At 64.3% G+C, this 21855-nt stretch carries 27 protein-coding genes; 7 read left to right on the top strand and 20 right to left on the bottom strand.

The genetic code is table 11. The features are described 5' to 3' along the window. The first annotated feature begins 6 nt into the window (after positions 1-6). Entirely contained in the window at positions 7-423 is a 417-nt protein-coding gene (locus E7773_RS11405; protein WP_293991300.1) for a hypothetical protein, read from the top strand. 53 nt (positions 424-476) lie between these two features. Here E7773_RS11405 and E7773_RS11400 read toward each other — a convergent pair whose 3' ends face one another. Beyond that, complete coding sequence (locus tag E7773_RS11400; RefSeq protein WP_293991297.1) at positions 477-1622, bottom strand: SRPBCC family protein; 1146 nt, start codon at positions 1620-1622, stop codon at positions 477-479. 61 nt (positions 1623-1683) lie between these two features. Between E7773_RS11400 and E7773_RS11395 the strand changes: the two genes are divergently transcribed. Further along, positions 1684-3372: an MFS transporter gene (locus tag E7773_RS11395; protein WP_293991295.1), complete on the top strand. Its 1689-nt coding sequence runs from the start codon at positions 1684-1686 to the stop codon at positions 3370-3372. After that, on the top strand, positions 3372-4130 hold the full coding sequence (locus tag E7773_RS11390) for a tetratricopeptide repeat protein (protein WP_293991292.1): 759 nt from the start codon (positions 3372-3374) through the stop codon (positions 4128-4130). The genes E7773_RS11395 and E7773_RS11390 overlap by 1 nt, the downstream gene beginning before the upstream one ends. On the opposite strand, the gene E7773_RS11385 is transcribed toward E7773_RS11390, so the two are convergent. The 10 genes from E7773_RS11385 to E7773_RS11340 form a co-directional block, all read right to left on the bottom strand. Continuing rightward, on the bottom strand, positions 4127-5440 hold the full coding sequence (locus E7773_RS11385; protein WP_293991289.1) for a folylpolyglutamate synthase/dihydrofolate synthase family protein: 1314 nt from the start codon (positions 5438-5440) through the stop codon (positions 4127-4129). The two genes, E7773_RS11390 and E7773_RS11385, sit on opposite strands and share 4 nt — an antisense overlap. Positions 5441-5542: 102 nt before the next feature. Then, positions 5543-6400 (bottom strand): acetyl-CoA carboxylase, carboxyltransferase subunit beta, encoded by an 858-nt coding sequence (gene accD, locus E7773_RS11380; RefSeq protein WP_293991285.1) that lies wholly within the window; start codon positions 6398-6400, stop codon positions 5543-5545. Further along, positions 6397-7188, bottom strand: a complete 792-nt coding sequence (trpA, locus tag E7773_RS11375; RefSeq protein ID WP_293991282.1) for a tryptophan synthase subunit alpha — start codon at positions 7186-7188, stop codon at positions 6397-6399. Before trpA ends, accD begins: the two co-directional genes overlap by 4 nt. Further along, on the bottom strand, positions 7185-7547 hold the full coding sequence (locus tag E7773_RS11370; RefSeq protein WP_293991280.1) for a hypothetical protein: 363 nt from the start codon (positions 7545-7547) through the stop codon (positions 7185-7187). The genes trpA and E7773_RS11370 overlap by 4 nt, the downstream gene beginning before the upstream one ends. Further along, on the bottom strand, positions 7544-8770 hold the full coding sequence (gene trpB, locus E7773_RS11365) for a tryptophan synthase subunit beta (RefSeq protein WP_293991277.1): 1227 nt from the start codon (positions 8768-8770) through the stop codon (positions 7544-7546). Before trpB ends, E7773_RS11370 begins: the two co-directional genes overlap by 4 nt. An 88-nt stretch (positions 8771-8858) precedes the next feature. Next, the gene (locus tag E7773_RS11360) at positions 8859-9497 is read right to left on the bottom strand and encodes a phosphoribosylanthranilate isomerase (RefSeq protein WP_293991275.1); all 639 of its coding nucleotides are present in this window, start codon (positions 9495-9497) and stop codon (positions 8859-8861) included. A 29-nt stretch (positions 9498-9526) separates the two neighbouring features. Next, a complete protein-coding gene (gene pyrF, locus E7773_RS11355; protein ID WP_293991272.1) occupies positions 9527-10201 on the bottom strand; it encodes an orotidine-5'-phosphate decarboxylase in 675 nt (224 codons plus the stop codon). Then, positions 10198-10524: a hypothetical protein gene (locus E7773_RS11350; protein WP_293991270.1), complete on the bottom strand. Its 327-nt coding sequence runs from the start codon at positions 10522-10524 to the stop codon at positions 10198-10200. Before E7773_RS11350 ends, pyrF begins: the two co-directional genes overlap by 4 nt. Positions 10525-10563: 39 nt before the next feature. Beyond that, positions 10564-12849 carry a patatin-like protein gene (locus tag E7773_RS11345; protein WP_293991267.1) on the bottom strand — a complete coding sequence of 762 codons (2286 nt, stop codon included), beginning with the start codon at positions 12847-12849 and terminating at the stop codon, positions 10564-10566. Continuing rightward, on the bottom strand, positions 12846-13541 hold the full coding sequence (locus tag E7773_RS11340; protein WP_293991265.1) for an endonuclease/exonuclease/phosphatase family protein: 696 nt from the start codon (positions 13539-13541) through the stop codon (positions 12846-12848). Before E7773_RS11340 ends, E7773_RS11345 begins: the two co-directional genes overlap by 4 nt. A gap of 66 nt (positions 13542-13607) precedes the next feature. On the opposite strand from E7773_RS11340, the gene E7773_RS11335 reads away from it, so the two are divergent. The 4 genes from E7773_RS11335 to E7773_RS11320 all read left to right on the top strand — a co-directional run bounded on the left by E7773_RS11335 (position 13608) and on the right by E7773_RS11320 (position 17094). Continuing rightward, entirely contained in the window at positions 13608-13970 is a 363-nt protein-coding gene (locus E7773_RS11335) for a ribose-phosphate pyrophosphokinase (protein ID WP_293991263.1), read from the top strand. Between the two features lie 257 nt (positions 13971-14227). Then, positions 14228-15568 (top strand): integrase family protein, encoded by a 1341-nt coding sequence (locus tag E7773_RS11330; RefSeq protein WP_293991260.1) that lies wholly within the window; start codon positions 14228-14230, stop codon positions 15566-15568. Between the two features lie 309 nt (positions 15569-15877). Beyond that, a complete protein-coding gene (locus E7773_RS11325; protein ID WP_293991258.1) occupies positions 15878-16612 on the top strand; it encodes a hypothetical protein in 735 nt (244 codons plus the stop codon). Between the two features lie 17 nt (positions 16613-16629). Next, entirely contained in the window at positions 16630-17094 is a 465-nt protein-coding gene (locus E7773_RS11320) for a hypothetical protein (protein ID WP_293991255.1), read from the top strand. Here E7773_RS11320 and E7773_RS11315 read toward each other — a convergent pair. The 9 genes from E7773_RS11315 to E7773_RS11275 all read right to left on the bottom strand — a co-directional run bounded on the left by E7773_RS11315 (position 17091) and on the right by E7773_RS11275 (position 21243). Then, positions 17091-17624: a hypothetical protein gene (locus E7773_RS11315; protein ID WP_293991253.1), complete on the bottom strand. Its 534-nt coding sequence runs from the start codon at positions 17622-17624 to the stop codon at positions 17091-17093. The two genes, E7773_RS11320 and E7773_RS11315, sit on opposite strands and share 4 nt — an antisense overlap. A gap of 67 nt (positions 17625-17691) precedes the next feature. Next, on the bottom strand, positions 17692-17982 hold the full coding sequence (locus tag E7773_RS11310; RefSeq protein WP_293991250.1) for a hypothetical protein: 291 nt from the start codon (positions 17980-17982) through the stop codon (positions 17692-17694). Continuing rightward, positions 17979-18149 carry a hypothetical protein gene (locus E7773_RS11305; protein WP_293991247.1) on the bottom strand — a complete coding sequence of 57 codons (171 nt, stop codon included), beginning with the start codon at positions 18147-18149 and terminating at the stop codon, positions 17979-17981. The genes E7773_RS11310 and E7773_RS11305 overlap by 4 nt, the downstream gene beginning before the upstream one ends. After that, on the bottom strand, positions 18149-18577 hold the full coding sequence (locus tag E7773_RS11300; RefSeq protein WP_293991246.1) for a hypothetical protein: 429 nt from the start codon (positions 18575-18577) through the stop codon (positions 18149-18151). Before E7773_RS11300 ends, E7773_RS11305 begins: the two co-directional genes overlap by 1 nt. Continuing rightward, entirely contained in the window at positions 18577-18990 is a 414-nt protein-coding gene (locus E7773_RS11295; RefSeq protein ID WP_293991243.1) for a hypothetical protein, read from the bottom strand. The genes E7773_RS11300 and E7773_RS11295 overlap by 1 nt, the downstream gene beginning before the upstream one ends. Positions 18991-19050: 60 nt before the next feature. Beyond that, positions 19051-19305 (bottom strand): hypothetical protein, encoded by a 255-nt coding sequence (locus E7773_RS11290; protein WP_293991241.1) that lies wholly within the window; start codon positions 19303-19305, stop codon positions 19051-19053. After that, positions 19302-19496, bottom strand: a complete 195-nt coding sequence (locus E7773_RS11285; protein ID WP_293991239.1) for a hypothetical protein — start codon at positions 19494-19496, stop codon at positions 19302-19304. Before E7773_RS11285 ends, E7773_RS11290 begins: the two co-directional genes overlap by 4 nt. After that, positions 19493-19777 (bottom strand): hypothetical protein, encoded by a 285-nt coding sequence (locus tag E7773_RS11280; protein WP_293991236.1) that lies wholly within the window; start codon positions 19775-19777, stop codon positions 19493-19495. The genes E7773_RS11285 and E7773_RS11280 overlap by 4 nt, the downstream gene beginning before the upstream one ends. Then, complete coding sequence (locus tag E7773_RS11275; protein WP_293991233.1) at positions 19774-21243, bottom strand: hypothetical protein; 1470 nt, start codon at positions 21241-21243, stop codon at positions 19774-19776. The genes E7773_RS11280 and E7773_RS11275 overlap by 4 nt, the downstream gene beginning before the upstream one ends. Positions 21244-21855: the final 612 nt, after the last annotated feature.

Genomic DNA, 21855 nt, shown 5'->3' with positions numbered 1-21855 from the left:
ACAGCCATGAAGACGATGCTACTTTTCGCGACCGTCGCCGCGCTGGCGGCATGCGCACCCAAAACCGAGAACAAGACCGATTCGGTCAATATGGTGACGACGACCGAAAACACGACGACCGAAGCGGCGACGACGAACACCACCGCGGCATGGACCGGGTTCGAGCCGGGCACCTATGCTGTTACCGACGCCAAGGGCGACAAGATGGAAGTCACGATCAATGCCGACGGCACCTATTCCGGCACCGACCCCGCCGGAAAGCCGGAGACCGGCACGTTCGTGATGAAGGGAGCCAAGGGCTGCTTCACCGCGAAGGGCGCCAAGGAAATGTGCTATACCAATTCAGCGCCCGCCGCCGACGGGAGCTGGACCGGGACCGGCGACGACGGTTCGAAGGCGACGGTGATGAAGAAGCCGGCCTGACGGTTTCGGTATGCGCATCTGAAGGGCGGCCCGTCCGGGTCGCCCTTTTTGCGTTAGCGGCAGGTCAGCGCCGCCTCGACGGCACCGTGGAACACCTTGATCCCGCCCTCCAGCCCGCCGAGCGTCAGACGGTCGATCGCACCCGACATCAGCCCTTCCTGCCCAAGTGCCGCCGCGCGGAAATCCTCGGCGCCGAACACCCCGCCGTCGAGCAGATTCCAGCTCTTCTCCCAATGTGCCAGCGCCTTGTCGGTTGTGGGAGCCTCGGGGATCAGCATGAAATCCTCGACCAGTACGCGGTCGACCCCGCGCGGCATCAGCGTCATCAGGTTAATGTAATCGGGGCTGACGATCAGGATCGTCGCGGGGAACATCTGATAGGTATAGGTGATCGCGCGGCGAAGCGTCGGCCAATCCTCCGCCGCGCATTCGATCGCCTCGACATCGCGGCCGACCGCCGATCGCTGGTGCGGCCCGATCAGGTCGCCCGACGCCACGCCGTCCTTGAAGAACGGGCCGATCGTTGCCGCGTGGAGTCGCTGGACGTGATAGCTCTCCAGGAACGCGTCCATGATCAGCTTCCAGTTCGCCGCGACATCGTGCGTGCGCCGCTTGAACAAATGCTGTCCGGCAAGGTCGAACGCGTCGAAATCGTGTCCCAGCGCTTCCGGCTCGGCGAAATCCGCGCCCTCGTCGAACGAAAACCAGATTAGCCCGCCAGCCTCCAGCGTCGGCAGGCGCTTCAACCCCAATGCGCTCTTGTCGAGTCCCGGAAACGCATCGGTGCGCGGCAGCGCGAGCAACTTGCCGTCGAGGCCGTAGGTCCAGGCATGATACGGGCAGACCAGCTTCGCCGCGCAGACCGTATCGCCGCCCTCGACCAGCCGTGTCCCGCGATGCTGGCAGACATTGAGGAAAACATGCGCGATGCCTTCGCGGTCGCGCGTGACGAGCAACGGCTTGCCGCAGCCGTCATGCGGCACCGCCATGCCCGGATCGGGCAGCAACGCGGACGGCGCGATCACCAGCGGGCGGCGCTCGAACAACTTCTCCCGCTCGAGCGCGAACCGCGCCGGATCGGTATAGGCCGATGCGGGCACATGCGTGATCGCCGGCTCGCGCCGCGCGCCGCCTTCCGCGAGCACCTTCGCCAAAGCGAGTTGCCCCGGCGTCGGCGCGATCCTGGTCGCCACGTTCATGGCTTCCTCTCCCCGTAATTAAAGCTAGTGTCTGCCGATAAGAAGTGGGGAGCAAGCCTGAATGAGTGCGGCGTCGGCACGGCCAAAGGGATTGAAGGTGTTCGCGGCCGCGCTCAGCACGCGCAAGTCGGCGTCGATGCTGGTGTACGGTTTCTCCTCGGGGCTGCCCGCGGCGCTCCTGGTCGGCACGCTGACGGCGTGGCTCGGCGAGGTCGGGGTCAAGCTCGCGACGATCGGGGTGCTGTCGTGGATCGGGCTGACCTATGCCTTCAAGTTCCTGTGGTCGCCGCTGGTCGATCGCGTCAAGCTGCCCGTGCTCGACCGGCTGGGGCGGCGCAAGAGCTGGATCGTCCTGTGCCAGGCGGCGATGATTCTGAGCCTGCTGGCGATCGTCACCACCGACCCGACCCAGCATATCGCGCGGTTCGCGATCTTCGCCTTCATCGGCGCGCTGGCGTCGGCGACTCAGGACGTCGCGATCGACGGCTGGCGGATCGATGTTGCCGACGAGAAGACGCCGGTCGAACTGCTGTCCTCGGTCTATCAGCTTGGAGCACGGAGCGCGTCGATCGTCGGGGGGGCGGTGGCGCTGTATCTCGCGGCGCGAATGTCGTGGCCGACCGTCTATCTGGTGATGGCGGCGCTGATGGCTGTCGTGCTGGCGCTGGGGCTCGGTGCGCCGGACACGCCGCGACCCGATAGCGTCAAGGCGAGCGCGTTGGCGCAACCGGGCGAGGTCAATCCGCGAATCCGCGCGTTCGCGCTGCTGATCGTCGGCGCGAGCTGGACCTGGGCGATCGTCACGCTCGTGATGTTCATGATCGGCATGCTCGCCGACCTGCCGCCCGGCGCGGTGCGGCCCTCGGCGGGCGATTTCCTGAAGAATTATGGCTGGCTGATCATTACCGCGACGGTGTTCGTGCCGCTGGCGGTCGCCGCGTTCATCAACCGGATGAAGGCGCGCGGGCAGAACGTCCAGACGGTCGAGGACACGACGCGATCGGGCGCGCGCACCGCCGCCAACCACCTCTACGGCGCGCTGATCGCCCCGCTCGCCGATCTCGCCGAGCGGCTGCGCTGGGGCGTGCTGCTGATCATCGGGCTGATCCTGACCTATGCGTTGTGTTACAATGTCTGGGCGTCGTTCGCATACCCGTTCTACCTCGATTTCATGCATTATTCGAAGGACGAGGTGGCGTTCGCGTCGAAGATCTTCGGCATCATCATGTCGATCGTCGGGGTGAGCATCGGTGGGTATCTCTTCCTCAGGATCGGCCGTTTTCCGACCGTGCTGATCGGTGCGATCCTGCCGATCTTCGGCAATTTCGTGTTCGCCGATTTGGCCGACGGGTCGCCCTATATCGACATGGTGCTGCACGCCACGCGGCTCGACCTGCTGGTGCAGGCTTTCGGCGGCGACCTGCGGATGGCGCGGCTGCTGCTCGCGATCTGTTACGAGAACATCTCGACCGGCATCGCCGGCGCCGCGCTGGTTGCGTTCGTGTCGGGCGTGGTCAGCAAGAAGTACGCCGCGGTACAATATTCGGTGTTGTCGTCGATGACCTTCCTGGTCGGCGCGCTGATGCGCGCGCCGGTGGGCGAGGCGATCCCGATCCATGGCTACGGCACGGTGTTCCGCTGGCTGTCGCTGGCGGGCGTGATCGCGATCCTGTTCGTGCTGCTAGAATGGTGGCGCACGTCACGCCTCGCGGCCGTGGCGGAGCCGGGCCACACCGGCGAGCCCGGCTGATGCTGCCATTGCTCCTCTACGGCGGGTCGATCCTGTGCCAGGTCGCATGCGTCGTCCATTGCATCCGGTTGGGGCGCAACCAGTTCTGGATCTGGCCGCTGATCTTCTTCCCCGTGGTCGGATGCCTCGCCTATTTCATCATCGAGGTGCTGCCCGGGATGCAGGGCAACCGCCACGTCCGCGTCATGAAGGCGCAGGCGGCCAAAGCGATCGACCCCGAGCGCGAGGTGCGCAACGCGCGCGATGCGCTGGGGCTGGCGGACACGATCGCCAACCGTATCCGGCTCGCCGACGCGCTGGCGGCGGTGCACCGGCCGGGCGAGGCGATCCCGCTCTATCGCGAGGCGCTGGCGGCGCAGCCGATGGCGGACCCGCGCACCGAGACCAAGCTCGCCAACGCGTTGTTCGAGGACGATCAAGTCGATGCCGCGCTGGCGACGGTCGAGGACATCAAGGAGCCGAGTGGGCAGAGTGAGCGCGACAAGTTGAACCTGTTGCGCGCGCGGCTGTACGATCATGTCGGGCGCCAGGACGAGGCGCTGGCGATCTATCGCGACATCGTCACGCGCATGCCGGGCGAGGAAGCGCGCTGCCGCTATGCCGCGCTGCTGATCGAACTGGGGCGCAAGCGCGAAGCGCTTGGTGTGCTCGAGGAGGTCGAGGACCGGATGAAGCGGCTCGACAGCTATCAGCGCCGCGACGATGCTGAGATGTACCGCTGGGCGGTCGACAAATTGCGCGAGTTGCGCGCGGGCTAGACCGGCGCCTCGTCGTTCGCGACGAGCGCTTCACCGGCGAGATAGAGCGACCCGGCGATGAGGACGGTCGGCGCGCCTTCCTCGTCCGTCGCCAGCCGGTCCACCGCCTGCTCGAGGCTGACAGCCGGATAGCAATGGCGCGGCGCCGAGCGCGCCTGCGCGAACATCGCGACGTCGCGCGGGTCGTGGTGCTCGTGCCCGGTCAGCGGCACGACATGCGCCTTGCGCACGAGTGGCGCGATCGGCCCGAGGACATCGGCGATCTTGCGGTTCTTCATCAGCCCGAAGATCAGGTCGAAAGGGGCGGACCCGGCCAGCGCCGCCGCGATTGCCTGCGCCGCATCGGCATTGTGCCCGCCGTCGACCAGCACGGTGCGGCCGGGCAGCTTTGTCGTCAGCGGCCCTGCGCTGAGCTTTTGCAGCCGTGCGGGCCAGATCGCGTGCTCCGCCGCCGCGACATACGCCTCGGGCGGGATCGTCAGCGCGCGCTGGTGCCGCAGCATCGCGATGGCGAGCGCGAGATTGGCCCGCTGGTGCGATCCGGCGAGCGCGGGGAGGGGTGTCACGACCCGGCCCGCGGCGTCGCGGTATGTCACGTGCGCCTCGTCCGCCGCCCAGAACCAGTGCCCGCCCTCCGCCGCAATCGGCGCGCCGGCGGTCCGTGCGACGCCGGCGATGCGCGCCTCGACCTTGGCCGGGTAACGCATCGTGACGAGCGGGACGTGTGGCTTGGCGATCCCGGCCTTTTCCGCGGCGATGCCCTCGATGTCGCTCCCCAGAAAGCGTTCGTGGTCGATCCCGAGTTGCGCGATCCCGGTAACGATCGGCTCCGCGATGACGTTGGTCGCATCGAGCCGCCCGCCGAGCCCGACCTCAATGATGCAAGCGTCCGCCGGCGTGCGCGCGAAGGCGAGGAACGCTACGGCGGTCGTCACCTCGAAGAAGCTCGCGCCGATATCGCCGCCCGCGTCGAGCACTTCCTCGATCAACGCGGCAAGCTGTGCATCGTCGATCAGCGTGCCGGCGAGCCGGATTCGCTCGTTGAAGCGGACGAGGTGGGGCGAGGAATAGACGTGGCAGCTATATCCCGCCGCTTCCAATCCCGCGCGCAGGAAGGCGCAGGTCGATCCCTTGCCGTTGGTCCCCGCGACGTGGAGCACGGGTGGGAGGCGATCCTGAGGATTGCCGACGCGCTCCAACAACGCGCTGATCCGCTCCAGCCCGAGAATGTCGGCGCCGGGGGACAACGCCGCTAGCCGGTCGAACTGGCGCTGGACGGCGGGATCGGCGGAGGTGGCGTGGTCGGGCATCAGTTCCCCTCCCGCTTGCAGGAGGGGCTAGGGGAGGGCGCGTCGATCAGCACGGGTCGGCACATGCCCTCCCCCGACCCCTCCCGCAAGCGGGAGGGGAGATTATGCCGCCTTCCGGCGCTCGCACAGATAGCCGACCACGCTCGCCAGCGTCGCCTTCAGCTCGGCACGCGGCACGACCATGTCGAGCATGCCGTGATCGAGCAGATACTCCGCGCGCTGGAACCCCTCGGGCAATTTCTCGCGGATCGTCTGCTCGATCACGCGCTGCCCGGCGAACCCGATCAGCGCGCCCGGCTCGGCGATCTGGACGTCGCCGAGCATGGCGTAGCTCGCGGTGACGCCGCCCGTCGTGGGGTCGGTCAGCACGACGATATAGGGCAGTCCGGCGTCGTGTAGCATCTCGATCGCCACGGTCGCACGCGGCATCTGCATCAGTGACAATATACCTTCCTGCATCCGCGCGCCGCCCGCCGCGGTGAAGATGATGTACGGCGCCTCCTCCTCGATCGCCGCCTCGACTCCGCGCACGAATGCTTCGCCGACCGCGAGGCCCATCGATCCGCCCATGAACGCGAAGTCCTGCACGCCGACCACCGCCTTGCGCCCGTCGATCGTCCCGCTCGCGTTGATCAGCGCGTCGCTTTCGCCCGTCGCGGCGCGCGCGGCCTTGATGCGGTCGGTATAGCGTTTCTGGTCGCGGAACTTGAGCGGATCCTCGGGCACCTTGGGCGCGGCGAGTTGCTCGTAGCTGTCCTCGTCGAAGATCTGCGCGAACCGCACCTCGGGCCCGATCCGCTCGTGATGTCCGCAGTTCGGGCAGACATAGAGGTTGTCCTCCAGCTCCTTCGCGAACACCATTTGCCCGCACCCCTTGCACTTGTGCCAGAGGTTGTCGGGGCTCTCCTTCTTCGGCATCACGTAAGAGAGCGCGTTGCGGACGTTGCTGAGCCAGCTCATGCTGTTTCCTTGCGGGCAGCGTGAATCGCCGCCGAGAGTGAAGCGATATAGGCGCGAACCGGTTCCGGTGCATCCCGCCCGTGCTCGCCGACCAGTTCGACGATCGCCGAGCCGACCACGACGCCGTCGGCGACGCGCGCGATCGCGGCGGCTTGCTCGGGCGTGCGGATGCCGAAACCGACCGCGACGGGCAGATCGGTCGCGGCCTTAAGGCGCGCGACGGCGTCCTCGATCGAAGCTTGCGCCGCTTGTTGCTTGCCGGTGATCCCGGCGACCGAGACGTAATAGAGAAACCCGCTCGCGCCATCGAGCACGCGGGGGAGCCGCGCGGCATCGGTGGTAGGGGTGGCGAGACGGATCAGGTCAACCCCCGCGGCGCGCAGCGCGGGACCCAGCGACTCGTCTTCCTCGGGCGGGATATCGACGCAGATCACGCCATCGACCCCGGCCTCGCGCGCGGCGGCGGCGAACCAGTCTGCCCCGCGGCGGGTCATCGGGTTGGCATAGCCCATCAGCACCAGCGGCACGTCGGGATGGCGCGCGCGGAAGTCTTTGGCGATACTCAGGATATCGGCGGTCGTCGTTCCCGCGCCGAGGCTGCGCAGATTGCCCGCCTGGATCGCCGGGCCGTCCGCCATCGGATCGGTGAACGGCATGCCGAGCTCGATCACGTCCGTGCCGCCCGCGACCAGCGCGTCGAGGACTGCCGCGGTCGGGCCGTCGCCTGCGGTGACGAAGGTCACGAGGGCAGGACGTTCTTTAGCGAAAGCGGAGGACAGGCGGCTCATTGTAGCATGCGGGGTTTTAGCGCGAGCCCAAATAGCAACGCGAAGATCAAGGTCGGCAGGCCCAGGTAGAAACCGAACACGATCAGGCCCAGAACGGGTCCTCCCTCTTCGCCCGGCGCCATCGACGTATTGATCGTGGTTGCTAATACAACCAGCACGATCGACAAGCCGAGGGCCCAAAACGCCCGATAAGGCCGCGACAGGCTGGCGGTGGCGAGCGAAATGCCTGTCGCAAACGAGATCGCGTAAAGGACGACGACAATGGTGTTCCCAAACGCCATTGTTTCACCGAGCGGGATCAGCGCAACGACTAGCGTCGTCATAATTACGAAGCCGATTAGCTGATTTTTGCTCTTCATATCGCAACCCCCAACGCCTCAGCGACGGTGAAGATGTCCTTGTCGCCGCGCCCGCACAGGTTGCACAGGATGATCTGGTTTTGATCCATTTCCCGTGCCTTGTGCACGACAGCTGCAATGGCGTGCGAAGGTTCGAGCGCGGGGATGATGCCCTCGGTCTTGCACAACAACTGGAACGCGCTGAGCGCTTCCTCGTCGGTTGCCGAGGTGTATTCGACCCTCCCGATTTCCTTGAGCCATGAGTGCTCAGGCCCAATCCCGGGATAGTCGAGGCCCGCCGAAATCGAATGCGCCTCTGCGATCTGGCCGTCGTCGTCCTGCAGCAGATAGGTCTTGTTGCCGTGGAGGATGCCGGGGAAGCCACCCGCAAGGCTCGCGGCGTGCTTCTTGTCGAGCCCTTCGCCGGCCGCCTCGACGCCCAGCATCTTCACCTCGGCATCATCGAGGAATGGGTGGAACAGCCCGATCGCGTTGGACCCGCCACCGATCGCCGCGACCAGCAGGTCGGGCAGGCGATCGATCCGGCTCAGCATCTGTGCGCGCGCCTCCGTCCCGATAACCGACTGAAAATCGCGGACGAGTTCAGGATAGGGATGCGGTCCCGCCGCGGTGCCGATGATGTAGAAGGTGTCGTGGACGTTCGCGACCCAATCGCGCAGCGCCTCGTTCATCGCGTCCTTCAATGTGTTCGCGCCGCTCGTCACCGGCATCACCTCGGCACCAAGCAATTTCATCCGGAACACGTTAGGCTGCTGCCGCTCTACGTCCTTAGCGCCCATGTAGATCACGCACGGCAGCCCAAACCGCGCGCACACGGTCGCGGTGGCGACGCCATGCTGCCCCGCGCCGGTCTCGGCGATGATCCGCGTCTTGCCCATCCGCATGGCGAGCAGGATCTGGCCGATGCAATTGTTGATCTTGTGCGCACCGGTATGGTTGAGCTCGTCGCGCTTGAACCAGATTTGCGCACCTTTGCCGGGGTCGCACCCCTCCCGCACCGCCGCGGTCAGCCGCTCGGCGAAATAGAGCGGGCTGGGGCGGCCGACATAATGTTCGAGCAGGTCATCGAACTGCGCCTGAAACGCCGGGTCCGCCTTCGCCGCGCGATATTCGCGCTCGAGGTCGAGAATCAGCGGCATCAGCGTCTCGGCGACATAGCGCCCGCCGAACTGGCCGAAATGCCCTCTGTCGTCGGGCTGCGCGCGGAAGGTGTTGGCGGTCATTGCGCCTCCCCTTAGCCGTTCGCTTCGAGCGAAGTCGAGAAGCGTTTCCGCCTGTTACCGTGTCTCGACTTCGCTCGACACCAGCGGACTAGATTTGTGCAACTGCCCGCAGGAACGTGGCGATCTTGTCCACATCCTTCACGCCCGGCGCGGTCTCGACGCCCGACGACGTGTCGACGAGCGACGCGCCGGTGCGCCGCGCGGCCTCGCCAACATTGTCCGCCGTCAGCCCGCCCGACAGCGCCCAAGGGAGAGGGTGCGGGAAGCCGTCGAGCAAAGTCCAGTCGAACCGCACGCCCATCCCGCCGGGGAGTGCGCCGTCCGGCGTCTTGGCGTCATACAGAATTTTGTCGCACGCACTCCGATAATTGGCAGCAGTGTCGAGGTCGGCGCGCGTCTTGACCGCCACCGCGACCCACACCTCACGCTTGCTGTGCTGCTTCAACGCCGCCGCGCGTGCCGGCGTCACCGAATGGAGCTGGATCGCATCGAGCGCTCCGCTCCCGATGGCCTGGTCGATCAGCGCGTTGCACGGATCAACGAATACGCCGACCCTGGCGACATGGCTGGGCACACGCTGGGTGAGACCGCGCACGCCATCGAACGACACCGCGCGGGGGGAGGGCGGATAGAGCACGAACCCGACATGGCTCGCCCCGCCCGCGATCGCGGCGTCGAGCGTTTCGGGCGTTGAAAGGCCGCAAATCTTGCCGGTGACGCGGGGCATCGCGGCGCTATGGCCGAAGCGGACTCGCCTTACAACGTCGCCCCGATTTCGCGCGCGGCCATGTCGGGGTCTTCGGCGCCGGTGATTGGACGTCCCACCACCAAGATCGATGCGCCTGCATCGAGCGCGGCCCGCGGCGTCACGACGCGCTTCTGGTCGCCGATCGCGCCGTTGGCCGGACGCACGCCGGGGACGACGAAGAACCCCTTGGGCCAATGTTTGTGCGCCGCGGCGACCTCGTCGCCCGAACAGACGATGCCGTCGAGCCCGGCGTCCATCGCGAGGTCGGTCAGCCGCAGCACCTGATCGTGCGCCGATCCTTCGATCCCCGTGGTTCGCAGGTCGTTCTCGTCGAGGCTGGTCAGCATCGTTACCGCGACGACTTTGGTGTCGATCGGCGCGGCCGCCTTGGCATCCTCCAGCATCGCGCGGCCACCCGCGCCGTGGACGGTCAGCACCGCGGGATCGAGCCCGCGCAACGACTGAATCGCCTTGCCGACGGTGTTCGGGATGTCGTGCAGCTTGAGGTCGAGAAAGATCGGCAGGCCGAGCTCGTGCATCTCCAGCACGCCGTGACGCCCGTTCGCCATGAAGAATTCGAGGCCCAGCTTGATCCCACCGACATGGTGGCGGACGCGGTTGGCGATCACCTTGGCCCGCTCGATATCGGGCGTGTCGAGCGCAACGTAGATGCGGCTGGTCATAGCAATTTGTCGACCGGCGGCGGCGATGGCGGTGCCGGCGGCGTCACCGGCTCGACCACCGCGACGCTCTGTACGGGCTTGAGGTCGGCGATGATCCGTTCCGACGTGGCGAGCCGCTGGGTCAGCCGCCAGCGCTGCGCGCGGAAATATAGCCAGGTCGGCAGCATCCCGGCGAGAAACATCAGCAGCATCAGGAACGGCAGGTTCACCTCCGCGACCAGCCCGCCCCACAGGTTGATCGTGACCCACGTCCAGTTGCCGAAGGTGAAGATCGCCGCGACGAAGGCGAGCAGGCACCACAGCAGGATTTTGAGGAATTGCATGGGAGGGAGGCTAGCGGGGAAGGGCGCCCTTGGCCAGCCTCAGCCGACTTCCTTGCGCAGCGCGCCGATCAACCCCGGCACCGCGCCCAGTCGCGGTTCTTCCTCGTCGAGGATCGCATGGAAAAGCTGGCGCTTGATCGCCGCCACACGTCCCGGCTTCATCCGCGTGCGCGGCGGGAGTGCGGAGACGACGATGTCGATCATCCGCTCGGCGCCGTGGAGGCGGCCCCACAGATAGTCGTTCTCGCGATACGCGCGGCTGAAGAACGCGCCGAACGCGTTGAACTGGATGCCCTTCAAGGTAGCCTCGGCGCCGCCCTGGCGGATCGACGCGGCGTCCTCGGGCGCGATCCGGTCGACCTTTATCGGGTCGAATTCATCGAGCCCTTCGCCCTGGAGCAGCGGCAGCGTCGCGACGTCGAAGAACGGGAAACCGAGATAGGCGAGGAGGAGTGGGCGCTTCACCTCCTTCGCCATGCCTTCGAATGCGACCGCCATCTTCCGGTCGGTCTCGTCGTCGAGCTGCTTGAGTCCGAGCGAGGCCGCCAATTGGTCGAGCACCGGCTGCGCGTCGCTCCGCATCACGCGGACCGCGCGGCGCAGCCCCGCGTGCGGGTCGGTGCGCTTGGCCTCGAGATACCCCGCGAGCGCGTCGTAGATTTGCGCGCGCGCGGTCGCGAGTTGCGTTTCGGTCAGTTCGTCCTCCAGCTCGGTGAGCCGGCGCGCTACCAGCCGAAGCCTGCGGATGCGGAAACCGAGATCGAACGAGCGCAGGAATGCGATCGCAGACGGGCTCGCCTTGCCGGCGAAGGTCAGCCCGCCGTCCATTGCTCGCACCGCCTCCTCGACGGCGCGGCGGATGCGGTGCAGCCGCTCGGGCGCCCCTTCGCCGCCGACCGCGTGGAGCAGGGTTGCGATCAGGTCGACGACACCAGCGACCTTCAAATGACCGTACGCCGCGTACCCGAACCCCGATTTGGCCGCCGCCGCATTCTGCGCCTTGGTCCGCCAAGCGGCGAGTCGCGCCGGCGTCGGCGAATCTAGAAACAAAGTATAACCGAACAACGCCTCGATCTGCGCCTCGACCTCGGGCCGAATCAGCCGCGTGATCGCGCGCATCCGGTCGATCCGCTCGCTGCGCTCCTGAATCGCTTCCAGATTGTCGCGGATCGGTTGTTGGCGCGGGATTTCGGAAATCGCGCCGATGATCGTCTGGAAGAACCCGGGCGTCGCTGCCGCGGTCGCGCCGAACTGGAAGCTCGGGCCGGGGGCGGGGTCGATATAGATGAAGCGGCGGTCGATCTCGCGCCTGGCGGGGCGTTCGCGCAGCGCGTCCATCGCCGGGCGGAACGGCGCGTTGACCAGCACCGAGCCGTCGATCAGCACTGCGCTGTCGGCCGCGTTGGCGGCGTACTGGCGCGGCAGCGCGCGTTCGAGGAACGCGGCGCGGGTCGGCCACGCCAGCGCGCGCTCGTCGAGCACGCTATCGAGTTCGCCGACACTGAACGGCGGGAAGGCGCCCGGGAAGCTAGAGGTCGCACGCGCGGCGAAAGTCAGCTCGGCGGGGTCGGCGAAGCCGCCCGTGCCATGGTCGCTGAACGGGATGACGAGGCGGTGCTCGGTCTCCATCACTTCGCTCGGCGAATGCAGTTCGAGCCGTTCGGGATGGCCGCGGAAATCGGTGACGGTGACGAACAGGTCGAGCGGCTGACCGTGGGGGAGCAACCGCCCGTCGCCGCCCGCGGCGTGCATCGCCTCCAGCGCGTCGAGGATCAGGTTGGAGAAGCGCTTCCCCCCGAACGGTGGCTCGAACCAGCGCGCGCGGACGAATTGCGACAGCTTCGCCTGCACCTCGCGCCGCGCGCCTGCCTCGACCAGCTCGTCGATCCGCGCGGCACCACGGCGTTGCGCCATCCACGCGATCGGCAGCGCCCATATCTTCGTCCAGGGATGCTGCGCCGCCTGGTCGGGATCGATCAGTGCCTCGACGTCGGCGGTGTCGAGCCACAATTGCGTTAGGGGCTCCAGGCTCTGCCCAGTCGCGATCGCCTGTGCCAGGAACACGCCGTTGATCCCGCCTGCGCTCGCACCCGCGATGATATCGGGCAGGATGCGCAGTTTCACGTCGGACTCGGTCTCGATTTCCGCGAGCAGCGCGTGATAGACTCGCTCGGTCGATTGCGCCGGCGGAGCGTGGTCGCCGTGAAACGCGCGCGAGGCGCGGGCGAGGCGCCAGATCTCTTTGGTGATGCCGTGCATGTACACCGCCAGGCTGATCCCGCCGTAGCAGACCAGCGCCATGCGGAGTTCCTTCTCGCGCGTCATGCGGCTTCGATCTTGGCCCAGATTGGTAAGTGGTCGGACGCGGTACGCGACGCTGGCGAATGGTGCACCCCGCAATCGGCGATGCGCAGATCGGGCGAGGCCATGATCCGGTCGAGCCGCCCGACCGGGCGCCGCGCGTGGAAACTGGGCCCGGTCGCCGCGATGGTGAAGCGCTCGGCGAAGTTCTTGAGGCACCCCGAATGCCGCGTCCATTCGTTGAGATCGCCCATCATCACCGTCGGCAAGCGATCGGTGCTCGCATCAAGGTGCGCGATGATCGCATCGGCCTGGCGCCGACGCATCAGCCCCGACAGATCGAGGTGCATCCCGACGATCCGCACCAGCGTGCCGTTGACCCGCAGATCCGCCATCACCGCGCCGCGCGGCTCGAGGGTGGGGAGGTGGATCGCTTCGCAATCGGCGATCGTCGCGTCCTTGCGCACCAGCAGGACGTTGCCGTGCCACCCCGCCGAATGCTCGCGCTTGCCGAACGGCACCGCCTTGTACGCGCTATGCTCGGCGAGGTGGTGCGGGCTGAGGATCGCCGCGCGCCCGCCGAAGCGGCGGTCGGCCTCCTGCAGCGCGATCACGTCGGCGTCGATTTCGTGGAGCACGTGCAGGATGCGGTCGGGGCTGCGGATGCGGTCGGTGCCGATCCCCTTGCGGATATTATAGCTCGCGACCTTGATCATTTTGGGGTGCGTAACGCCTTCCACGCGATGCGGGTTGCACCTAAGCCGAGGAACGGAGCGCGGGCAATGACCGACTCACCGATCGCCGATGTGGAGCGCGTGCGCGGTTTGCTGATCGCGGCGGCGCGCGAAGGACGGGCGGTTAGTTACAGCGAGATGCTGGGCGAACTGGGCCTGCGTTTTACGCGGCCAAAGATGCGGGCCTTGTGCAAGACGCTCGATGTGATCGACGAGGCCGCGATCGCGGCGGGCGAGCCGGAACTGGCGGTGCTGGTCGTGCGCGAATCGGACGGGCTGCCAGGCCAGGGCTGGTGGGGCGGCGCGCGGGCGTTCGTGCTCGGGTATGACGGACCGTGGACCGGGCCACGCGCGATAAAGCTGGTGCGCGAGCAGCAGCAGATCGCGTTCGATTATTGGCGGGATCGGTAGGCGGTGCCGGTTGCAGGAATCGAACCCGCGACCTTCGGTTTACAAATTCGCTTTTAGCGCACCGTAAGCAAGCGTCAAAAACCGCAGAAAACCGAGCTTTTCCGCCGCTTTGCGCGGCTACGAAGAGCGAATACGGGCACAATGCGGGCACACGGTTTCGGCGATTTCAGGCGAAATAAAGCGAATCAGGGCACCTTGTTGTGCCCGGCTTGTGCCCGTGAAACTTGGACCGCCTCGCTCTTCCTGATGAGGCTCCAATGACCAAAAAGCAGACCTTTACCCCTGCCACCATCGAAGCACTTCGCTCGGGCATGATGGCCGATCCGCAGACGCCCGGCCTGTATGTCGAAGCTCAAACGCGCGGCGGCTTCCGCCTCATGTGGAAGTATCGCCGCCGCGTTGCGGGCACGGGCGACGCCGCAAGGTTCGTCAAAAAGACCTTCGCCAAGTTCCCCGACAAGAGCATCGCCGATGCACGCGAATGGGCACAGACGCTCAATCGGGCGGTCGAGCAAGGAATTGATCCGGACGAAGCGACGCGTGCCGAGAAAGCCGCCTACATCACGGTCGGCGACGCGCGCGACCTTTACATGACCTACGTCCGCGCGGGCACGCGGCGGAAGCTCAAGCAGCGATCAATCGCCGACAAGGAATCGATGTGGAAGATCGACATGTGCGAGCAAATCGGCTCGCGCATCCTTCAAGAGATCACCGACGATGACTTGTGGTCGCTCGTGCTCGCCAAGGGCGCGAAGGCACCAATCCGCGCGAACCGGCTCGCGGGTGAAATGAAGGTGTTTTTCAAATGGTGCGCGTCCCGTGAGGGCAAGGCAGCGGGCATTGTGCTAAAGGCCGATCCCGCAATCTCCCTTGATGCCTACTACTACAAGCAGACCAAGCGCGACCGCTTCCTCAGCCATGACGAGATTGGTTGGTTATTGGCCGCGCTGGCGGATGAAGAGCGCATCTATCAACGGGCGATCTTGCTCCTATTGCTCACCGCGTTGCGCCGCGACGAAGTGCTCGGCGCAGCGATGAGCGAGATCGCGGGCAGCGTGTGGACGATCCCCGGTCCGCGTATGAAGAACCACATCACGCATGAGGTTTATCTTGGCGCATGGGGCACCGCGCTCGCCCGGACGAACGACGCTTGGCTGATCGCGAGCGACCGCAAGGACGGGCCACGCATGGACGGGTGGTATAAGATTCGGAACCGGGTCGCGAAGCGCATGGCGAAGATCGCGGGGCAGTCGATCCCCGCGTGGACCTATCACGACTTCCGTCGCACCTTTCGCTCGAACGCGAAGCGGCTCGGCATCGATTACGACACGGCGGAAGCGGTGATCGCCCACAAGAAAACCGGGCTGACGGAAGTCTATGACCGCTACGACCTCGCGGACGAGAAGCGCGACGCCTACGCCAAATGGGAAGCGTTCTTGATCGACATTGCGGTCAAGGTTGGCGTCGCGGATCGTCTCGGCGTTCCTGAACGTGCGATCACTCTTGAGACGGCGAAGCCTTCCACTCGGGATGATGCCACGCCGTCTTTCGCGTCAGTGCCCGACTCTCCACCCAATCCGCAACTTCGCTTGTTTTGAAAATTGGACGACCGGCGGGGCGGTATTCGCTCGGGAAGAGCGGACTCCGCTTCGCCCGCCAGTCGTTGAGGCTACGCACCTTCATGCACGCGTAGTCCGCAAACTCTTCGAGCGTCAGATACGGACGTTCCCAATAACGATCACGCAAGGCCACACTATCACCCTATCTCAGGGCGTCAGGGGCGGGCCGCAGTTCACCCCCGATAGCGTGATGCCATTTCGCACGTTGACGCATTGTCGCGCGATGCCGAGTATATACCGGCAAAAACCGGCGATAGGAATTGAAACCAATTCCGCTATCCTCGGGCGATGCCAGCGAAGCAGACTTTCAACCTATCCGCGTTCGCCGACCGGCTCATTGCTGAGAAGCGCAAGCTTGACCTCGCTTGGACGATCAAGAACATGATCGGGCTACAGTCGATTTCGGTTGATCTCCGAATTGCGCTTGAGGCGTGCGACGCCTTGGCCTTCTCGCTCGACACGCCGATGAACCAGCCCGCCGAGTTTCGCGAGACGAGCGAAGCCGCGCTCATGAGCTACATCGTGTTGCTCTATGCGCGCGCCGCGAAAACCTCATCGGAAGAGCGGAAGCAATTCGATCCGCTGCCATACCTCAACGACGCCGAGAAGATCGTGCACAAAGAGCTTTGCGATCTCCGCGACCGCGCCGTTGCCCATTACGGCACTGGCGGCTCTTACGTGGGCAATTGGGTTCGAGAAATCGCCGTCTTGGAAGTCGAAGGCATCACGGTTCGAACCGGCGCATTGTCGCGCCGTCAGATAATCGACCGACACTTGATCGCACGGGCGAAGACGCAAATCGAACGCGTCATTGAGATCGTTGATCCTATCGTCGCGCAGCGGATAGCGGGCGTGATGGAAGCGCTGAACGTCGAAGCGAAAGCGGACCCTGAGTTTTACAAGGAGGTGCACGCGCACCCCCTCAACGTGACGCTCTTTTTGGGCAACGCCGAGTCAGTGGTCGAAATGCAAAACACGCCGGATGGTGGACGTAACCGGGGTGCGTTCGGGCACAGTGGTTAGCAGTGGGAGATTGCCGAATGAAAACAATCCTTGCCGTGCTCTTCGCCACGATGCCGACGCTCGCCTTCGCGCAATCCGCTATCGAGCACTATGCGTGGCAAGACCCGCGTCCCTTGGTGCCGTTGAGCCGCACGGCACAGGCCATCACCGGTCCGGTGCGCGTCCGGCCTCAGTCGATCACGTTCAACGGCAAGGTTGTTCGGTCGCGGCTCGTTGGCAAGTGGTGGCGCGAGTGGGATGACACGGGCAAGAAAAGCACCGCCAGCGTCTACGCGCTATCGAGCGATCCCGGCGCGCTACGGCAAGGAAACACACTTTGCGGGGCTGGCGCGAAGGCGCGGTTCGTCGTCCTCTGGCAAAGCTATCAGGATGGCGTCGGCGGTGCCGTCAACATGTCGGTGTGGTCTTCCGCGACGAAGCCGGAAGACAAGGACAGTCCCGGCCTTTGCGGGACTTACAGCTACGTTTGGAACGTGCGTTAGCGCGCAACGCGGAATAATCGGGGCAGCAATTCGAAGAACAGCCCGATCAGTGCGCCTATCACGATTGCCTTGCCAACGATCCACCACGTCGCGCCCGCGATCACGAATTTGAGAATGACGCCGACGATCAACCCGAGCGTAGCACCGCCGCCGACGGCGTTGCGTCCGTCCGAGCGGTCATGGCGCGACGAGTCGCCGAGCACGGAAGCACCCGCGACGGCGAGCTTGCGGGCTTCGCTGTCCGGGTCGAGCCGCCCCGCTTCGACCTCACGCCGCGTAATGCGTTCGAGCACGACCGGGTTGATTAGCTCGCCGCCTTGCAGCGCCTCTTTGTTCAGGAAAAGCAGATATTCCGACAGGACGATTTGGTGAAGCTTCGTCGCCGTCTCGCCGTCGAAGACCTGATCGATCAAGAGCATGAGATTGAAGTGCGCCTTCAATAGCTCGACATACTCTTCCTCGGTGTTGTCCTGAGCGTGAAGCTCCGCGATCTCATCCCGAAACGCACGCCAATCGCCGCCTCGGCTCATCCGCTCGTGGAGCGTCGCAACCTCTTCCCGCATCGCTATCCCCCTTGTAGCAGGCAGGCTACGGCGCTCAGGCGATGAAGTCGAGATCGTCGGCGTAGCGCAGGCGGAAGGCCACGGCGTCGGCATCGTTGTCGAAAGCGAGAAAAGCCGCGACGCCTTCGAGAAAGGATATACGGGGACGCATCGATGCCAGTTGTTCGTCGGTGAACAGCGATTTGATGGTGAGCGAACCGTTGCCGGTCGCGATGCGGTTGGCAAGATCGGCGACGATAACCTCGCGCGAAGCAAACCGTCCGTCACCCAACGCCAAGATTTCCCCTATATCGCGATATGGAAGGCGGAAAACGAGCGTCGTCATGCCGCCTCCCGCTTCAACGCCGCGATCTCCGCGACGATCTCCCGCGAACGGGCAAACAGGGTGGCGATATCGTCCGCATGGGCGGTGAGTGCCGACGCCTCAACGAGTTCGTAGATGTATTCGAGTTCAGCTTCGCGGGCGATGATGAGGCGTTCGGTGCGGGTCATCACTTGCCCTCCAACTTCGGCATACCGAACAGCGGCGAATATGTCGGCGAGGGAGGCGCGCCCGACAGCGTTTCGCGAACGATGTAATAGGCGGCACCGCGACGAAGTCGTGCGACGGTCGGATAAGAATCGCGATCTTCAAATAGGTCGGGGAAGGTCAACTTCACTTGAACTGCGTCTTCGTCCATTATCTCATCGAACTCGACGTAGGTCTTTCCCCATTCTCGTTCGAAAGTGAGGACGCACTTGAGGCTTTCGGAGTCGCCGATGTTGCCTTCGAAATCGCCACCGGGTTCGTCAGGATCGGGTTCGAAAGCCGCGATTGCCGCCAACGCATCGATGATGCTGTCATGCGCACTTATGAAGTCTCGCCAACCATAGTTTTCATGAATGGCGGAAGTGGCGAATGCGAAATAACGACCGGGCATCACTTGCCCTCCCGACAGTGCGCCCAAAACTCATCAAGAGCTTCACGACGGCGGAAAGTGAACTCGTATGCGAGCCCGTCCCGCTCGGGCAGCGTGCCGTCTGGGTTGAAGAACCATTCGCCGTCGCCGACCCTGATTTCAATGAGATCGTCGCCCAAGAACTTCATGAAGGCGTTGGCACGACCAACGTCGATGAAAGTGTGTCGATAGACACGGCAAATCTTAGCGTCGGAGGCGTCGTTGGGCTCACCGGGTTTGAGCCATTGCGCGATTTCAGTTTCGAGCCAAAACAGCTTGGGCAACAGCCGTTCAACCGGCTTGGGAAAGGCAGGATCGGTGCGAAGCTCGTTGAGCTTGTCGCGTCCGATCTTTAGGCGGCTGCACAGTTCGGCAGCGGTGACGAGATCAATCATTGTGTGTCCTATCGGAACCCGTCGATAACCGTGGGTTCCGATAGTAGTTATCTTCGCGAATTAGGGGTTAGGTGCGGATTTAATGACGTTAAGATAGTGCAGCGTGGCAGCGCTCTGAATGGTCGCGTTGTCGAATCTGACGACCGCATTGAAGAATGATCGAAGAGCGTCATCAACGACGTAACCGTTCAGTGCCCGATTTCGCAACACGTCGCGTCGGTCGAAATCGAACACGCCCCGGCCCATCTCTTCATGCCACGCTCGTGCCTGAGCTTCGAGCCAACCGCTGAGGGCGTATTCTTTGGGGCGGATCATGCGTCACCACACTCGGCGAACAGGCGCTCACCAAGTGCTGACATCATAGTGGCCAAATGACCGGCAGTGATTGCGAGCACGCGAAAGCTGAACGATGTGGGGAAGCTGGCAGCGGGCGGTAACTCCCGAGCCGGATCGGCTTCGCACGCGGTGAGCAAAGCGTCGGCGACGTATTCCTTGAGCACGATCATGCCGCGCCGCCTTCGACCGCATCGCCGTCACGAAGGCGGTTGCCCCATTCGTCGTGTGCCCATCGGTCAACGATTTCAATGTCATCGCACCACGTCATGAAGAACGCTAACGCGGCGCTCTCATCCGAAAACGACACGCGATAGTGAAGGTCATGCCACATCGATACGCCGCGATAGATCGTCTGTGTTTCACGTAGCCGGTTGATCTCTTTCCATATCGGTGCGGCGTCGTCCGCGCGGACAAAGCGAATGCTGTAGTGTCGCTTGAGCGAGCCTGTCATGCCGCACCGCCTTTCGCGGCTGCCCGCTGAGCCCGCTGATAGTCGCGCATGTAGTCGCGCCGTGCCTTCGCCTTGGCTTCGATCTCGTCCGGCGAGAGGATGCGCGGCTTCCGCCCACGGGGCCGCTGAGCCGTCTCAACGCCGAGATCGACGTGTTCAACGGAGAGATCGGCGTGGGGCAAGGCACCGATCCGCTCGGCGACGTAATCGGCCTGAGCCCGGTCATACACGTAGAGGGTGACGGGCTCGGCTGAGGCGGGATTGCGCAGGCTCGTGCGCGTGAGGAATTGAAGCACGATCTCGTTTTCATTGGTCGCGATCCAATCGGCCTCGCTCACGCCATGGGTGGCAAGCAACCCGCGCACGTTCGGCGAAGCCTTGGCGCTGTAGATGATTGCGGCTTCGTTGCACGCGACGAACTCATTTGAACCCGCCTGTTTTGGCGGCTGGCGGTTCGCTGAGGGCAACGACGTGAAAGACCCGGCAAATGCCCCGTTCGTGCTCCAAATCGACGCTGTGCCCATCTGAGCGGCCAAATAGGCATCGATCCGCGTCAGATGCTCACGACCCGTCTCGGAAAGGAGATGGTAGCGCGATGCCCGGCGCTCGCTGAAATAGACGACACGCACCGAACGACGCTGCCACGCAATCGGGCGCGATGATGCGCGGAGCGTCCACCGGATATCGAGATCGCCCGCCGACGCCACGAGAAGCTTGTAGGACAGCGATTCCCGAAACCGGTTCGCGAGGATCGTCACCGTCTCGAACGCCGCCAGCGCGGACAGCGTGAAGAGACTTCCCCAAATCCACACCGGGGCGAGCTTGCCCGCCGTCGTCTCCACGGCTTGACCCATCTGCCCCCAATCGGTGAGATTGCAGACGACGCGACGATGATCGTGATCGGCGCTATCGAGCACACGGCTATGGAACGACCGCAAATGCCGGTGACTGTCATCTTGGTAGAGGTGACGAGAAGTGAGCGCTCGACCACGCGCGGTGAGCCCCACGACCGACCAGCCGTCATAGCCGTCGAGCTTTTCCAACGTGTAGTGGTCGGCGAAGAATGCGGTGTCCTTGAGGGTTTGGACTTCCTGAATGCTGAGCACATTCGGGACCTCATCAATGATGACGTGCCAGCCGGTGAAATCGCTTAGGTCGCTCATGAGAAGCGCCGCGTGCGTGATGATCGCAATGACGTGCGGCTCGTCACGGAAGTGGTTCGGCAGCGCTTCGACTTCCTCGCGCACACTGTTCCGGGACGTGGGGAGATTGTCAGCATCAACCGGCCAGACTCGAACGTGGCGATGCCGTTGAACGCCGAGTTCGCGACATTGACGTGTAATCGAGTGGATCGACTCCTTGCGTTCGGTGACGAACAGATATCGAGCCGGAAACGAGATCATGTTAGAAAGGGCGTTGTGTGTCTTACCGCTGCCCGGTGCGGCTTCGTCTACAGTGATCTTCATGTAAGCCTTGAATGTAGGCGGGAGCGCCTTCGTTCTTATTTATCAAGCTTACACGATTCGGGTGTCGGAAGTCGAAATTGAAATCGGCTGGCAGCCGCGTAACTCGACGGCCTAAAGGTTGTAAACTTCTATTCTCTTATAAAGCCTTTATAGGCTAAGCGTGTTTACACGAAGTGCTCTTAGAAATGCGAACGCGCGGTGTAGCTCGCGTGCTCGCACGTGAGCGAACAAGCGGTCGCTGGGCGAACGAGCAAAGCGAGTTCGATCACTCGATAGATGCGCGGCGTCCGCATTCGCGGCCACCGGCCTCATGGCTCCGCTTACTCACGTGCACGCACGTTCGTGCTTCGCCAATCGGCATTTCACCAAACACGAGTTTGAGCACGTGGAACGCGATCTTTGTCGGCTGATCTCGTGGGAGGAAAAGTTAGGTTCAATCTCCGAAGGACGCGTTAGACCGCGAAGTTACGCCAGATTGAGCCCGAATGATAAATAGCATGTCGCCACCGGTTTGCTCATTTGACGATGGCGACTCCAGTCCCGATCTCCCTCGGGTGCGATATGTGTAGGTGCCCCCGGTGATCTTGGTTCGCCGGGGGCATTTTTATGGGC

This window comes from Sphingomonas sp. (assembly GCF_004799495.1).
GTDB lineage: Bacteria > Pseudomonadota > Alphaproteobacteria > Sphingomonadales > Sphingomonadaceae > Sphingomonas.
The sequence above is the reverse complement of the archived record's forward strand: the minus strand, read 5'-3'. Positions and strand labels throughout refer to the sequence as shown.